This is a genomic window from Verrucomicrobiia bacterium (genome assembly GCA_035765895.1).
Lineage (GTDB): Bacteria > Verrucomicrobiota > Verrucomicrobiia > Limisphaerales > DSYF01 > DSYF01.
The window spans coordinates 39,648-53,215 of sequence record DASTWL010000016.1; the positions used below are offsets into that span (position 1 = coordinate 39,648).

Genomic DNA, 13,568 nt, shown 5'->3' on the forward strand with positions numbered 1-13,568 from the left:
ACATAAATTTCCAGTCGTGGTCATCTACTTTGTATTACAAAGCGAAGCCGATGAAACCAAGGCAGCCACGCATCATGCGCCAGGCAACATGCCGTGGGCGGGGAGCCGGCGGTTCCACTTACGGTTTCTTTCGAGTGTTGCGTAGTTCACCAGCCAATTCGTTATGAAAATTCTCCGCGCGGATCATCTCGGCATGTGCTTTGGCGTGCGCGACGCCATCGCACTGGCCGTCACCCAGGCGAAACAGCAGCCGCTCACCATCCTTGGCGAGCTGGTGCACAATGCCACGGTGGTGGCGGATTTGCAGGCCCGCGGCATCCGCCTCGCCCGCCAGCCGGGCGAGGTGGCGACGCCCGCCGTGATGATCACCGCCCACGGCGCTTCCGAGGTGGCCAAGGCCGGCGCCGCTGCTCGGGGGCTGCACGTGCTCGAAGCCACCTGTCCGCTGGTGCACGTGGCGCACCGGGCGCTGGCCACCCTGGTGCAGGCCGGCTTTCATCCGGTGGTGGTCGGCAAACGCGGTCACGTGGAAGTGCGGGGCCTGACCGAAGATTATCCGGAGTGCGACGTGGTGCTGAGCGAAGACGACGTCGCGCAACTGGCGGAGCGTTCCCGCTTCGGCGTCGTGGCGCAGACCACGCAACCCATCGAGCGGGTGCGGCATCTGGCGGCGCTCATCCGGCAGCGTTTTCCGCGGTCGGAAGTGCGCTTGGTTGACACCGTTTGCCAGCCGACGAAGCAGCGCCAGCACGCGGCCGTGGACCTGGCACAGCGTTGCGACGTCGTCGTCGTAGTGGGCGGCGCGGACAGCAACAACACCCGCGAACTCGCCGTCACGTGCCGGCAACAGGGCGCGCGCGTGCACCACGTGCAGACCGCCGCCGACCTGTGCGCCGAATGGTTTCACACCGCGGCCGCGGTTGGCATCACCGCGGGCACTTCCACGCCGGATGTCTTGATTGACGGTGTGGAGCAATGGCTGCGCCGGCTGGCGCAGGCAAAAATCGAATCCATCCAAACCAAGGAGGCAACATGCAAGCATGGCTGAACTACTTTGAACAAAATCGCGCGCACCGGCTGCCCGTGCCGTGGGAACAGGGCGTGCACCTCGAACCCCGGCTGCGCGGGCCCCTGATCCGTTCCCTGCAAAAATTCCAAATCGGTGAGAGTGGCGAGGGCCGGCGGCTGCGTCGTCACGCGGCTGCCACGGGCGACGCCGTGTATCAGGCGGCGATTGACTTGTTCATCAAGGAGGAACAGGAGCACGCCCGGTTGATGGCCGCGGTGCTGCAACGCCTCGGGGCGCCGTTGCTTGCCAGCGACTGGACGGACCATTGCTTCATATTTCTGCGCCGCTGCTTTGGGCTGCATCAGGAACTGATGGTGCTGCTGCTGCCCGAGATGATTGCCAGGCGCTACTTCCGGGCGCTGCTCGAGGGTTCGAACGATCCGGTGCTGCGGGCGGTCTGCGCGCAGATCCTCCGGGATGAGGACGGGCACGTGGCCTTTCACGTGGATTACCTGCGGCGCGCGTTCGCGTCGCTCTCGTTCAGCCAGCGCATCGCGGCACAGGTGGTGTGGCGCCTGCTGTTTCGCGGGGCGTGTCTGGTGGTCATGCTCGATCATCGCGGTGCGCTGCGGGCCGGCGGCGTCGGCGCCGCGGCGTTTTGGCGGGATTGCGGGCGGATTTTTGACGAGACGGCGGCGGGCATTTTTTCACCGGCGCACGTGCTCGCGCCGGTCAAGTTGACCTGGGAATGGCCGGCATGAATTCGCGCGCGCGCAACTTCGGACGCTGGTGGACCGTGTGCCTTTTCGCGGTGGCGATGGCATGGGTGGAAGCGGCGGTGGTGTTTGATTTGCGCACCATGGTGGACCGTCTGGAGCCCTATCAGGAAAATCCGCTGCCCCTCATCGGCCGCCTCGGGCCGGTTGAACTCGTGCGCGAACTGGCGACGTTGATCATGCTGCTGACGGTGGGCGTGCTGGCGGGGAAAACGTGGCGGGCGCGCTGGGGTTATGCCCTGCTCGCCTTCGGGGCATGGGACATTTTTTACTACGCCGGCCTGAAAGTGATCTGCGGCTGGCCGCACTCGTTGCTGGACTGGGACATCCTGTTCCTGCTGCCGCTGCCGTGGTGGGGACCGGTGCTGGCGCCGATGCTGATTGCGCTGTTGATGATCATCTGGGGCACGTTGGCGACGCAATTGCCGCCCGTCGCCGTGTCCCGCCGCGCCACCGGAATGGCCTGGACCGCGGCCGGTGTCGGCATGTTGCTGGCATTGCTGGTTTTCATGAACGATGCCTTGCGCGTGGCGGACCAGGGCGTGCCGGTCATCCGCCAGGTGCTGCCCACGCACTTCAACTGGCCGTTGTTTCTGGTTGCACTGGGCGGGATGGCGGTGCCAATTGTGCAGCTAAGCATCAGCCGGTGGCGGCATCGTCAGCCGGTGACGGCGGCAGCCCAACTTGTGGAGCGTTAACCATGGCAACCTCTTCTCCCGCCTGCCCTCCTTCTTCGCTTGCGGCCCGGCTGCGCGGGGAAGTGGCCGCGCTCATGGACTGGACGGCGGAGTGGCGGGCGCGCCGGGTGGCGCGGGACGTGGCACTCATCGTGATTGGGGCGGGAACCTTCGGCGCGGCGCTGGGCAGCTGGCGCGATCCCTGGCAGGCGGTGTTCAGTGCCGTCAAACTGCCGGTCATTCTCCTGCTGACCGCGGTGGCCAACGCCCTGTTGAATGCAATGCTGGCGCCGCTGCTTGGGCTCCACATGGAATTTCGCCGGGCCCTGCTCGTCATTCTTACGAGCTTCGCCCTGGCGGCGGCCATCCTGGGCGCCTTCAGTCCGCTGGCTGCCTTTGTCATCTGGAATGCGCCGCCCCTCGCTGCGGGCGCCAACAACTCGACCACCCACGCGTTCATCCTGCTGGTGCTGGTGCTGGTCATCGCCTTCGCGGGGATGGCGGCGAACGTCCGGTTGTTCCAGTTGCTCGGTGCGCTGGCGGGCCGGCCGCCCGGTGGCCTGGCCCGGCGGGGGATCGCGGTGCGGGTGTTGTTTGCCTGGCTGGCGGCGAATCTGTTTTTTGGCAGCCAGCTTTCGTGGATTCTGCGCCCGTTTGTGGGCGCGCCGCATTTGCCGGTGCAGTTTCTGCGGCCGGATGCGCTGAACGGTAATTTTTTCGAAGCCGTGTTCCGCTCGGCGGTGCGGCTGTTCAACTGAAAATGAAAAGCGGGGCGCCAATTCTGATCAATGTTCTTGTCGCTCTCGGTGCAGCAGCGGTCCTTGGGTTTGGGGGGCTTTTTATCATGGGTGCATTCTTCCGAAATTGGGTAGTCAACGGCCCCAAACTCCAGGCGGGAACCAATTGGATTCCTCGTCCTATAAACGGACCGCTCGAACTAAGACCCCTGCCGTCCGCAGTGCGGTTGCTGCCAGATTTTGCGCATTGGGTTAAAGATTCACCGGGGGCTCGCGTAAGACTCTATGAAGCGGTGCTGCCTGCCGGTGCCTCACAACTCAATTTTACCCGGACAATCACGTGGGGGGAAACACCACTTGGCCGGGCGCCATCAACCACAGTGCAATTTGATTACCTCGATCCTTCGAACGGTTTGTATCATTTCTATTGGAGCCATCCGGGTGAACAGAGTGATGAATGGTTGAGGGTGGGAGCGCGCCCGTTACGGCTTCTTGTTCGTCCCTGCCCTTTCACGGCGTGGCCGCGAGCTGAGATTTCGGTGGAAGCGATCGAGGGTGTCGAGGCATCCATGACGCTGGTTGCGGAAGATGATCATTATCTCCTGACGACCGCAACGAATGCAGACGCCTTTTTACTTCAGTCCTTGTCAACCGATTGAAATCGCAATCACCCGATCAAATAGGAAAAACGTATGAGCGAAACAAACCAGACTCCGCCACCGCTGCCGCCGCAAATGCAAATCCCGCCCCCGCCGCTGTCATCCGATGATCCGCTGGAGCGGGCGCCGATTCACGGTCTTGGCGCGGCCGTCGAATCCATCCTCCGCCAGCCCAGGCGCGTCATGCACGCCCTGCGGCAGCCGGGCGCCGGCCGCGTCGTGGTGGCGATGGTGCTGGTCGCATTGGTTTGCGCGCTGGTTTACGGCGTGGTGGTCGGCACGTTTTCCCGCGGGCCGCAGTTGTGGATTGCGCCGCTCAAAATCGCAGGCGGAATGCTGGTCGCCGCCGTCATCTGTCTGCCGAGTCTTTACATCTTCGCCTGCCTGAGCGGTTCGCGGGCGCGCGTGGCGGAGATGGCGGGGCTGGTGGCCGGTTTGCTGCTGCTGACGACCCTCCTGCTCGTGGGGTTTGCGCCCGTGGCCTGGTTGTTCTCGGAATCCACCAACTCCCTTTGCTGGATGGGCGCACTGCACCTGTTCTTCTGGGTGGTGGCAACCGGCTTCGGCCTGCGCTTTCTCGGCGCGGGTTTTGCCGGCACGCAGGCCAAATCACAGGCCGGGCTGCGCGTGTGGGCGGTGATCTTCGTGCTGGTCTGCCTGCAATTGACCACGGCGCTGCGGCCGCTTGTGGGCACGGCCGACACGGTGTTCCCGGGCGCGACGGAAAAGAAATTCTTTCTCAAGCACTGGCTTGATTGTCTTGATCAGGGTGAAAGCCGGACGCCGGGCGGCCTGGGGCGGGAGGACTAGCCATGCGTTTGTGGCGAATCATTCAACGGCACGGGCTGGGCCTCCCGGTATTGGCGCTGGTCGTGGCTTCCATCGTTTCGACGGGGCTGGTGGGGTATCGGGTGCTCGCGACGCGCTCCATCGAACCGGCGTATCTGGTGTGGAATTTATTCCTGGCGTGGCTGCCGCTGGGGTTCGCCCTGCTGGCCGCGGAACGCTTGCGTGTCCAGATGGCGGCCGGGCGGACCTCGCCGATGCGGGATCACCGGTTGATCGGGCTGGGCGTTGCCTGGCTGTTGTTCTTTCCGAACGCGCCCTACATCTTCACGGACATCGTGCATGTGCGGGCGGTTTGGGCGCACGCCTTCTGGGTGGATTTGATGCTGATCCTGTTTTGCGCCCTGACCGGATTTCTTGCCGGAGTTTTGTCGTTGCAGGTGATGCACGGCTGGGTGACGCGGCTTTGGGGCTGGCGCGTGGGCTGGCTGTTCGTGGCCGGGGTGTCGGGCCTGGCGGGCTTCGGGGTGTATCTCGGCCGTTTCGTGCGGCTGAACAGTTGGAATGTGCTGACGCATCCGGTGCGCGTGTTGGAGGGCGTCGGGCACGGCGCCTGGCACCTGGCGACGCAGTGGAGCCACGCCAAATTCGTCGCGCTCTTCAGCCTGTTTCTGTTGCTGGGCTACGGCATGTTGTTTGCCATGACGCAGCGGCCGCGGGATCAGGTTCCGGGCCTCGAGGAATCGAATTGAAACCAAATCGCGTGTGAAAGCCTTCCCCAAACGTCTTGTCCGGGCGGCCGTCGCGCTCCTTATTGCGGCGGCGGTCTGGCTGCCTTGTGTTCATTTCTTCTTTCAAAAGCCCGTCGCGCATTTCCGCGCGCCAAACGGTGTGTCGCCCGCGGCGCGTGAACTGGCAGCGTGGCAGCTCAAACTTTGGACGGACCCGGCGTTGCGCGAGGTCGAACTGCGGCGGATGCGCAGCAGCAACGCCGAATGGGACTTCATGGGGCGCAGCTTTCTGGTGTGGTCGCTGGCCAACCTCGGGCTGCGCGATGCGTCGCAAAAGGACGCCTGTCTGAAAACCATGGACCGCATCATCGAAGAAACGCTCCGGCTCGAACATGACGAGGGCATGGCGCATTTTTTGATGGGTTATGCGAAGGTGCGGCCTTACGTGGTGCAGCCGGCGCGAAGCCTGTTCGTCGATGGCGAGATTGCGCTGATGCTGGCAGCCCGACGCACGTTGGCGGAGAAAAAGGAGTTCCAGCCGCTCCTGGCAGAGCGGCTGAACTGGATCGCGGAAGGTTTGAACAAACATCTCGTGCTGGAGAGTTATCCGGACGAATGCTGGACCTTCGATCACGCCGTGGCGCTGGCAGCAATGCGGCTTGCCGATCGTCTCGATGGAACGGATCACTCCGCAGCCATCCGAAACTGGCTGGCCCTGGCCAAGGTGCGGCTTGTGGATCGCCGGACGGGATTGCTGGTGTCCAGCTTCACCACCGACGGCACTCCGTTGGACGGACCGGAAGGCTCCTCCATCTGGCTGGTAGCCCACTGCCTGCAAGTGGTGGACCCGGAATTTGCGCGGGAGCAATACCGTCGGGCCCGTCGCGAACTGGCGCAGAGCCACCTTGGCTTTGGCAGCGCGCGTGAATGGCCGGCGTCCTGGCACGGCCCGGCGGACGTCGATTCCGGACCGATCATTCCGGGGCTGGACATCAGCGCGGGTTCCAGCGGCATGGCCCTGGTGGGGGCGGCTTCGTTCGGCGATGATGATTATCTTGCCTCCTTGGTGACGACCCTGGATTTCGCCGCGTTTCCCAAACGGCAGGCGGGCGGGCTAAAATACTGCGCGAGCAACCAGGTTGGCGACGCGGTCCTGCTGTATGCGGCGGTGCTCGGACCCCTGTGGGCCAAAGCGGAGGTCAAGCCATGAATGACACATCGGGCAAGCTCAGGCGGTTGATCGGCGCGGATTTTTTATCGCCGAAAGATTTCGTGCGGCACGCCGGGCTGCTTGTTTTGCTCTTTGTGGTTGCCCACGTTGGCGGCCTGCGCGAATTCACCACCATCATCAGCGGCACGATGGCGGAGCCGCGGTTCGGGTCCGACGTGTGTGCGCTGCTGGGTTTGGGCTATGCGGCCCTGTATTTCGCAACGGTGGTGCTCGCGCCGATTTTGCTGATCGCGGCGGGCGTGTTGAAGCTGTGGGAAATCTGCGGACGGAATCACCAGCATGCATCGTGAAACACAACTGCGGCGGCGCCTTCGCGGGCTGACCTGGCTGTTCATCGCCGGGCTGGTGCTCAGCGGGGTGACGGCCATCCCGTTGGTGTCAGAAGTCAATGCGCTGGTCCATTGGCTTGGCCTCGAAAATCAAACCGGCGCCACGACGGGCATCGGGGTGACGCACTGGCTGTTGCTTATCCGCGATGCACTGGTGGAAACGCAGGTCCGGCAACCGCAGTTGTTTTACGGCACGGACTGGCTGGCGTTTGGCCATGTTGTGATCGCGGTGGCCTTCGTTGGCGCGTTGCGCGATCCCGTGCGAAACCGATGGTTGTATGATTTTGGACTGATTGCCTGTGCCATGGTGATTCCGTGGGCGTTCCATTTCGGGGCCGTGCGCGGCATTCCCGTGTGGTGGCGGCTGATTGATTGTTCGTTTGGCGTGTTCGGCGCCGTGCCGCTGTGGTGGTGCCGGCGCTGGGCCAGGGAATTGGAAATCCGGCCGAAATGAATTTATGAAGCTGCGATTGCTGCGCTGGTGGCTCGGCTTCTCCGCCTTGGTGTGGGGCGTGTCGTTTTACGGCGTGTTCGCCCGTTGGGATGCGGCGGAGCAGGCATTGCAAGGACTGGGAGCCCGGCCCATCGCCTACGATCCGATGCTGGATTATTGGCTGCGCATGGCCTCGGGGGCGTTCGGGCTGATGGGCCTCTGGTATCTGGTGCTGACGCTGTGGCCGCGCAAGTTTGCCGCGGCGATTCCCTGGTTCGGCGCATTGATGGTGGCCGAGGGCGTCATTTTACTGGGGCACGGCTTGCGACTGCACCTGCCGCTGTTCCCGTTCTACGGCGATATCGCGGCGTGTTTCGTGGGTGGCGGAAGAATTTTACTGCTGGCGGGCGCCGCGCAATCGGCTGGACAACCGGGTGCGCGAGGCGCAAACGAGCGGCGTTCCGAGCCGGTGTGACAGTTCAACCCGCGCGTTTCTCGCCGTAATTGATGCTCATCATGCCGCCGAGGAGATTGACGATGCGGACGTGGTTCAGGCCGAGTTCGCGCATGTGCGCCGCGACGCCGTTCTGGGCCGGATAATGTTTCAACGATTCCAGAATGTAAGCGTAGGCCGACGCGTTGCCGCAGAACAACAACCCAAGCAGCGGAACGAACACGCGCAGATACGAGAAATACAACGCCCGCCACAGTGCGTTGTCGGGCTTGCCAAAATCGAGCACCAGCACCCGCCCGCCGGGTTTGGCAACCCGCAACATTTCCGCCAGGCCGGTTTGCCAGCGGGCGAGGTTGCGCAGGCCGTAACCGACCGTGACCACGTCGAAGCTCGCGTCGCTGAACGGCAGTTGCATGGCATCACCCTGAAGGAACTTCGGCGCCGCGGCGCCGCCCGCCGTCGTTTTGGCGTTCCGCTCGCGGGCGACTTCCAGCATGGGAGCACTGAAGTCGAGCCCGGTCACGGTTGCCCCGGCGCGGGCGAGGCGGGCGGCGATGTCGCCTGTCCCGCAGCAAACATCCAAAGCCGTGTTGCCCGGCCGGATGTGTGCCAGTTTCGCCAGCCGGTTTTTCCAACGACGATGCAGGCCGAAGCTTTGCAGATCGTTGATGAAATCGTAACGGCGGGCAATGACGGCAAAGAGGTCGTTGACCTTTGCCGCCCGCTGTTCACCGGCATCATAAAAGGCGTTCGCCATGCGCGCTAAATTGTCCCAAAAGCGGAGGCATCTTGCCCGAAAATGGACATGCAGGCGAATTCAATTTGGGGAACGTGCGTGGCCCGACCCGGCTTTGCGCCGGCGGGAACCGGGGCGTCTTGTCCCGCAGTCACCGTGGGCGGAAGGCATGTGGACTGCTTTGAGGGAGCGTATCTCCCGCTCGACGGGCCCGATCCATGAACGCGCATAGAATCCTGGTGGTAGATGACAATCCAGTGGTGTTGAAGGCACTTCAACTGGTGCTCACCTCGGCGGGTTATTCGGTCTTCACGGCTTTGGATGGCAGCGAAACCATCCGGATGGTCCGCGAGGCGCAGCCGCACCTGATCGTGCTGGACATCAGTTTTCCGCCGGACGTGGAACACGGCGGCGGCGTCGCGTGGGACGGATTCCGCATCATGCAATGGCTTCAGCGCATTGACGAATCCCGCGGCGTTCCCATCGTCATCATCACCGGCGAAGACCCCGCCGAATATCAGGAAAAGGCCCTCGCGTTGGGTGCCACCGCCTTCTTCACCAAGCCCGTGGACAACGAGGGGTTGATCGAGGTGATACAACAAACGCTGGCGCAATCGGGCACCGCCCCGGCTTCCGCCTGACCCATGCCAGCCCCGGTCAAATCGGGGCTTGCAAATGCGGTGCGCATCAGTAGTGTGGGCGCCGCTACTTTGGAAGCGAGCGTAGCTCAGTCTGGTAGAGCGTCACCTTGCCAAGGTGAATGTCGAGGGTTCGAATCCCTTCGCTCGCTCCATTTTTTCTTCATAGTTTCTCCCGATTTTATTGAGATTTTTCGGCCTTTTTGAGCATAAACCTGCAATCACCGTCCGGCAACAGTTTCAGGGATTTTTGAGGCATAAAGTGGGCTGGCGTTAGAATCCCCGTTAGAACGCACGTGGCTTGTTTGCCCAAGCATCGGACCTGAACAAATTGCCGGATTCTTTGGGCCGTGGGATACTCGGGCCTAAATGGGGCACACCCCTTACATCTCAAAGTCGAAGTTCCTTCAAGGGCTGCAATGCCCTAAGCTGATTTGGAGTGCCTACAACGCCAAACATCTGTTCCCTGAAGTTGACGCAGCCCTTCAAGCCGTATTTGACCAAGGGCATGAAGTTGGAGCATTGGCCAAGCGGATGTTCCCGAACGGCCTCGCAGTTGATACAGACCCCAGCGACTTCGAGGGGGCAATTCAGTTGACCCAAAAGCACCTTGCCTCAAGGCGTCCGATATTTGAGGCCACGGTTTCCGCCAACGGCGGATTTGCCCGAGCCGACATCCTGAATCCCGTCGGCAAGGACGAATGGGACATCATTGAAGTCAAATCAACTACGTCATTGAAGGATGTCCACATTCCAGATTTGGCATTTCAGGCGTGGGTGTTCACCGAGGCGGGCATCAAGATTCGTCGCTGCTTTCTCTGCCACATCAATAATCAGTTTGTCCGCCACGGCGAGATTGAGCCGAAGGAGTTTTTCACGTTGCGTGATGTGACGGCGGAAGTGTCGGCCTTCTCCCGTGATCTTGAGGGGCAAGTCAGCCAGATGGGGAAGACGATTCGGACGGCAAAATGCCCCGACATCCAAATCGGAAAGCAGTGTGACAGCCCCTAACAACCGAGCATCGAGTCAACAAGGCATACATCATCAAGTTCACGGCTATTTCGGGTTTTGGACCTTACAGTGATAACACGGCGTTCATTACCCATGTCGCCCTGTCGCCCGCACCGTAAATGCTGGCTGGGTTCCGGGAACATTCCTTGCCGTCCAGCGGCACAGAGCTGCTACTCAACCTGTCCTGCGATGCGGCAACATCACCTTAATATCATCCGGTCCAAGTTTACTTGAAGCTCCGTCAGCATTATCCACAATCGCCCCAATATCCCTCCAAAAACAAGATTGGCCCAGAACCAGCCGTTCATGGATTGGTATTGATTTGAAACTTCAACGGGTTCGTATCCCTTGCGGCTTATCTTAACCAGATAGGATTTTTTCGGTTCAATCCGGTTGCTGCCCATAGGTCTGCTTCAAGCGTTGTTTATAGGCACGCGCAGTGTCGAGGCGTTGTTCAGTGATGGGTTTGGCTCGCTGAGTCACCGAGCGGAGAATTGACGCAGGCGCGCTGGCGGGCGATCCCGATTGAAATGGCGGATGCGGATCATACGCCATGTAAAGTTGCAGTTCCTGCGCCACGGTTTCGCCGCGCAGCAGCGACACGACGATGAGCGAGCCATCAATCCCCGACGTTACGCCGCCAGCGGTGATCAATTTTCCGTCGACGACAACGCGCTCATCGCAAGGTGTCGCACCAAAATAGGGAAGAACTTCCATGGCGGTCCAGTGTGTGGTCGCCCGTTTGCCTTGTAGCAAGCCGGCTGCACCGCACAACAGCGCACCTGTGCAAACGGAAAAAACAAACCTTGCGCCAGCCGCCTGATTGCGGATGAAGGAAAGCACTTTTTCATCGTGCATGAGTGCTTCCTGACCATGACCACCCGGAACCAATAGCACATCAAGCTGCGGCGCTTCGGCAATGGTGGTGTCGGCCGACAATTGTAACCCGGCCAGATCCCGAACCGGGTTCTTATCCTTCCAGATGGTCAGGAAGTGTGAGTTCGGAACGCGTGCCAAGGCTTCAAACGGACCCGTAAAATCGCACTGATCCATGTCCGGATAGATGAGGCCGCCGATGGTAAGATGAGTGTCCAAAGGAATCGTAGTCATTTGTGCAGATCCATGGTTGGAAGGCTTTTGATCAATTCAACAGGGCTTCACAGTTGCGACAGGAGGGGGCCGCGGCATTCTGGCCTTACAAATCCAAGCAGGACAGAGGCGAACGCACGGCGGACATTCAGGCGGAGTTCATTGTCGCTAATTTCGCCAGCCACCCAAAACGACAAACAGCCGCGGAAGGCTAAGGCAAGCAGTTCATCAAGGCGCGAAGCCACTAAAGGCAGGGCATCTGGAGCAATGCGCTGGCTGCCGCCCTTTAGCGCCATCACCCAAAGTGACCGCGATTGCGACATGACCGCACTTGGCGTCGAGCTCGGGGCGCCGAGCGCCCCGATGACTGCCCGGTGAACATCGGGCTGCTCAAGCATTTGCTCGACTGCAACGTCCGCCATGGCGAAAGTTCGGTCTATCAGGTCGCCTCTTATCGCCCTCGCCTGAAACGCCACCGACATGCGCTCAATCAGCCGGGTGGAAATTGCGCGCATTATTTCCGTTTTACTTCCGAAGTGATTGAACGGAGTCACGAATCCAACATGTGCCTCTGCCGCGAGGGCGCGCATCGAGAAGTCGGCCGTGCCGGCTGATCGCAGAAGTCGCTCTGCCGCATCGAGGACTGCGTCGCGAGCAGCTCGCTTGTTTCGGGATCGTAGGGATTCTGTTGACTGGGACATTGGTTTCCTTGTTTCAATTTGACATCATGATATACAGTGTATATCATGATATTCGTTCGGGCACAATATGAATAATAGTAAAATCAAAACATTCTTAATCACCGGTGTGAGTTCCGGTCTCGGTCAGGCGTTCGCCAAGGCGGCGCTCCAGGCTGGCCACACCGTGATCGGCACTGTTCGGCATGCCGACGCCGGGGCCGCATTCGCGGCCCTATCAACACGAGCGCACCCTCTTATTCTTGACGTGACCGATTTCGACGCCATCCCAACTGCGATCATACGAGCCGAACGCGAGGCGGGCCCGATAGATGTCCTCGTGAACAATGCCGGCTATGGTCACGAGGGTGTGCTCGAAGAGTCAACTCTGAACGAGCTGCGGCAGCAGTTCGACGCCAACGTATTCGGAGCTGTCGCGATGATAAAAGCCATACTACCCGGAATGCGGCAGCGAAGGTCAGGCCGAATCATCAACGTGACTTCAATGGGGGGCTTCATTACGTTCCCTGGGATTGCATACTACTGCGGGAGCAAGTTCGCGCTTGAGGGAATTTCCGAGGCACTGGGCAAGGAAGTAAAGCACCTGGGCATTCACGTCACGACCCTCGCTCCCGGCCAATTCCGCACCGATTGGGCAGGTCGCTCAATGCAGCGTTCGCCGCGAAGTATCGCTGACTACGACCAAGTGATGGACCCCGTTAGGGCAGCCCGCCAAGCCAAGAGCGGCAAGCAGCCGGGCGACCCGGCGAAAGCCGCAGAAGTGCTCCTTGCGTTGGTTGACTCTGCCGAGCCGCCTGTGCGACTGTTTCTCGGTGAAGACGCCCTCAAGCTTGTTTCCGAAAAAATTGATTCAATACGGGCCGAAATGGCGGTGTGGCACCAACTTTCTCGGTCCACGAACTTCTCAGAAATGCCGGACGGCAAAATGATACCGCAGACATCCCTTGCCACCCCTCAGCAAATTGAGCATTAAAATTAATTTTTAACTGCACCAATAGGAATTATAACGATAGAAAAAAATTGTTATGTCGATCTTTTGGGATGATTCTTTGGCATCAATTTTTGCCTTGGACGTTGTGAATTGTCTATTCGACCTGTTTGTGTCGGGATTCGTGGTTAATCATTTGGGGGGCAGCCGTTTCGACCAGCCGGTTGGATTTATGTTTGGCGACGATGCGTGCCAGCATCCTTCGCGGCCTGACCAATCCTCACCGTAGCCGGTTTTTCTTCCCCCGCCATCCAGCAAAGTCCGACGTGAAGCGCTGCCCAACAGTCTGATTTTCCCAAGCGCGGAAAGTCACGCATCCCAGGGACAGTTTGTTTAATTCGGGCAGGCTGTCGTTTTCGCTCATTCCGTCCTTCCTCCGCCTCACGTTTCTTCAATCCAGTTGTTACGCGCACCGTTCACGCCATCGTGGCTCAGGGGATCCTCCGCCGATTGAACGAGGACTTTAAACAAACAGAACCAGATTAGGCTGCGCGATAGGCTTGCCGAGATCGAAGGGGTCTTTATTGAAGATGCGGTCCAAGAATCAGACGGCAACCAAACAAAGGCGGCCAAGCTGCTTGGTATT

Annotated in this window: 17 protein-coding genes and 1 tRNA gene; 15 read left to right on the forward strand and 3 right to left on the reverse strand. The window is 60.6% G+C overall.

Going from position 1 to position 13,568, the window contains the following annotated elements; genetic code table 11:
* Nucleotides 1-163 precede the first annotated feature (163 nt).
* From ispH to VFV96_03940, 11 genes are all read left to right on the forward strand, one after another.
* Entirely contained in the window at nt 164-1,048 is an 885-nt protein-coding gene (gene ispH, locus VFV96_03890; protein HEU5069539.1) for a 4-hydroxy-3-methylbut-2-enyl diphosphate reductase, read from the forward strand.
* Entirely contained in the window at nt 1,033-1,770 is a 738-nt protein-coding gene (locus VFV96_03895) for a ferritin-like domain-containing protein (GenBank protein ID HEU5069540.1), read from the forward strand. The genes ispH and VFV96_03895 overlap by 16 nt, the downstream gene beginning before the upstream one ends.
* Nucleotides 1,767-2,483 (forward strand): hypothetical protein, encoded by a 717-nt coding sequence (locus VFV96_03900; protein ID HEU5069541.1) that lies wholly within the window; start codon nt 1,767-1,769, stop codon nt 2,481-2,483. Before VFV96_03895 ends, VFV96_03900 begins: the two co-directional genes overlap by 4 nt.
* A gap of 2 nt (nt 2,484-2,485) precedes the next feature.
* The gene (locus VFV96_03905; protein HEU5069542.1) at nt 2,486-3,220 is read left to right on the forward strand and encodes a hypothetical protein; all 735 of its coding nucleotides are present in this window, start codon (nt 2,486-2,488) and stop codon (nt 3,218-3,220) included.
* A gap of 86 nt (nt 3,221-3,306) precedes the next feature.
* Nucleotides 3,307-3,858: a hypothetical protein gene (locus tag VFV96_03910; protein ID HEU5069543.1), complete on the forward strand. Its 552-nt coding sequence runs from the start codon at nt 3,307-3,309 to the stop codon at nt 3,856-3,858.
* 33 nt (nt 3,859-3,891) lie between these two features.
* A complete protein-coding gene (locus VFV96_03915; GenBank protein ID HEU5069544.1) occupies nt 3,892-4,668 on the forward strand; it encodes a hypothetical protein in 777 nt (258 codons plus the stop codon).
* Between the two features lie 2 nt (nt 4,669-4,670).
* Nucleotides 4,671-5,396, forward strand: a complete 726-nt coding sequence (locus tag VFV96_03920; protein ID HEU5069545.1) for a DUF1361 domain-containing protein — start codon at nt 4,671-4,673, stop codon at nt 5,394-5,396.
* Between the two features lie 13 nt (nt 5,397-5,409).
* Nucleotides 5,410-6,585 carry a hypothetical protein gene (locus VFV96_03925; GenBank protein ID HEU5069546.1) on the forward strand — a complete coding sequence of 392 codons (1,176 nt, stop codon included), beginning with the start codon at nt 5,410-5,412 and terminating at the stop codon, nt 6,583-6,585.
* Nucleotides 6,582-6,896, forward strand: a complete 315-nt coding sequence (locus VFV96_03930) for a hypothetical protein (protein HEU5069547.1) — start codon at nt 6,582-6,584, stop codon at nt 6,894-6,896. The genes VFV96_03925 and VFV96_03930 overlap by 4 nt, the downstream gene beginning before the upstream one ends.
* Nucleotides 6,886-7,389, forward strand: a complete 504-nt coding sequence (locus tag VFV96_03935) for a hypothetical protein (GenBank protein ID HEU5069548.1) — start codon at nt 6,886-6,888, stop codon at nt 7,387-7,389. The genes VFV96_03930 and VFV96_03935 overlap by 11 nt, the downstream gene beginning before the upstream one ends.
* 4 nt (nt 7,390-7,393) lie before the next feature.
* The gene (locus VFV96_03940) at nt 7,394-7,843 is read left to right on the forward strand and encodes a hypothetical protein (protein HEU5069549.1); all 450 of its coding nucleotides are present in this window, start codon (nt 7,394-7,396) and stop codon (nt 7,841-7,843) included.
* Between the two features lie 4 nt (nt 7,844-7,847).
* Here the strand turns inward: VFV96_03940 and ubiE are convergent, their stop codons facing one another.
* The gene (gene ubiE / locus VFV96_03945) at nt 7,848-8,579 is read right to left on the reverse strand and encodes a bifunctional demethylmenaquinone methyltransferase/2-methoxy-6-polyprenyl-1,4-benzoquinol methylase UbiE (GenBank protein ID HEU5069550.1); all 732 of its coding nucleotides are present in this window, start codon (nt 8,577-8,579) and stop codon (nt 7,848-7,850) included.
* A gap of 197 nt (nt 8,580-8,776) precedes the next feature.
* Here ubiE and VFV96_03950 point away from each other — a divergent pair, with 197 nt between their 5' ends.
* The 3 genes from VFV96_03950 to VFV96_03960 all read left to right on the forward strand — a co-directional run bounded on the left by VFV96_03950 (nt 8,777) and on the right by VFV96_03960 (nt 10,207).
* On the forward strand, nt 8,777-9,199 hold the full coding sequence (locus VFV96_03950) for a response regulator (protein HEU5069551.1): 423 nt from the start codon (nt 8,777-8,779) through the stop codon (nt 9,197-9,199).
* A gap of 75 nt (nt 9,200-9,274) precedes the next feature.
* Nucleotides 9,275-9,351: transfer RNA gene (locus VFV96_03955), tRNA-Gly, on the forward strand.
* Nucleotides 9,352-9,565: 214 nt separating this feature from the next.
* Nucleotides 9,566-10,207: a hypothetical protein gene (locus VFV96_03960; protein HEU5069552.1), complete on the forward strand. Its 642-nt coding sequence runs from the start codon at nt 9,566-9,568 to the stop codon at nt 10,205-10,207.
* A gap of 384 nt (nt 10,208-10,591) precedes the next feature.
* Here the strand turns inward: VFV96_03960 and VFV96_03965 are convergent, their stop codons facing one another.
* Both VFV96_03965 and VFV96_03970 read right to left on the reverse strand, forming a co-directional pair.
* Nucleotides 10,592-11,317 (reverse strand): DJ-1/PfpI family protein, encoded by a 726-nt coding sequence (locus tag VFV96_03965; protein HEU5069553.1) that lies wholly within the window; start codon nt 11,315-11,317, stop codon nt 10,592-10,594.
* Between the two features lie 47 nt (nt 11,318-11,364).
* A complete protein-coding gene (locus VFV96_03970; protein HEU5069554.1) occupies nt 11,365-11,997 on the reverse strand; it encodes a TetR/AcrR family transcriptional regulator in 633 nt (210 codons plus the stop codon).
* 67 nt (nt 11,998-12,064) lie between these two features.
* On the opposite strand from VFV96_03970, the gene VFV96_03975 reads away from it, so the two are divergent.
* Complete coding sequence (locus VFV96_03975) at nt 12,065-12,967, forward strand: oxidoreductase (protein ID HEU5069555.1); 903 nt, start codon at nt 12,065-12,067, stop codon at nt 12,965-12,967.
* The last annotated feature ends 601 nt before the right edge of the window (nt 12,968-13,568 follow it).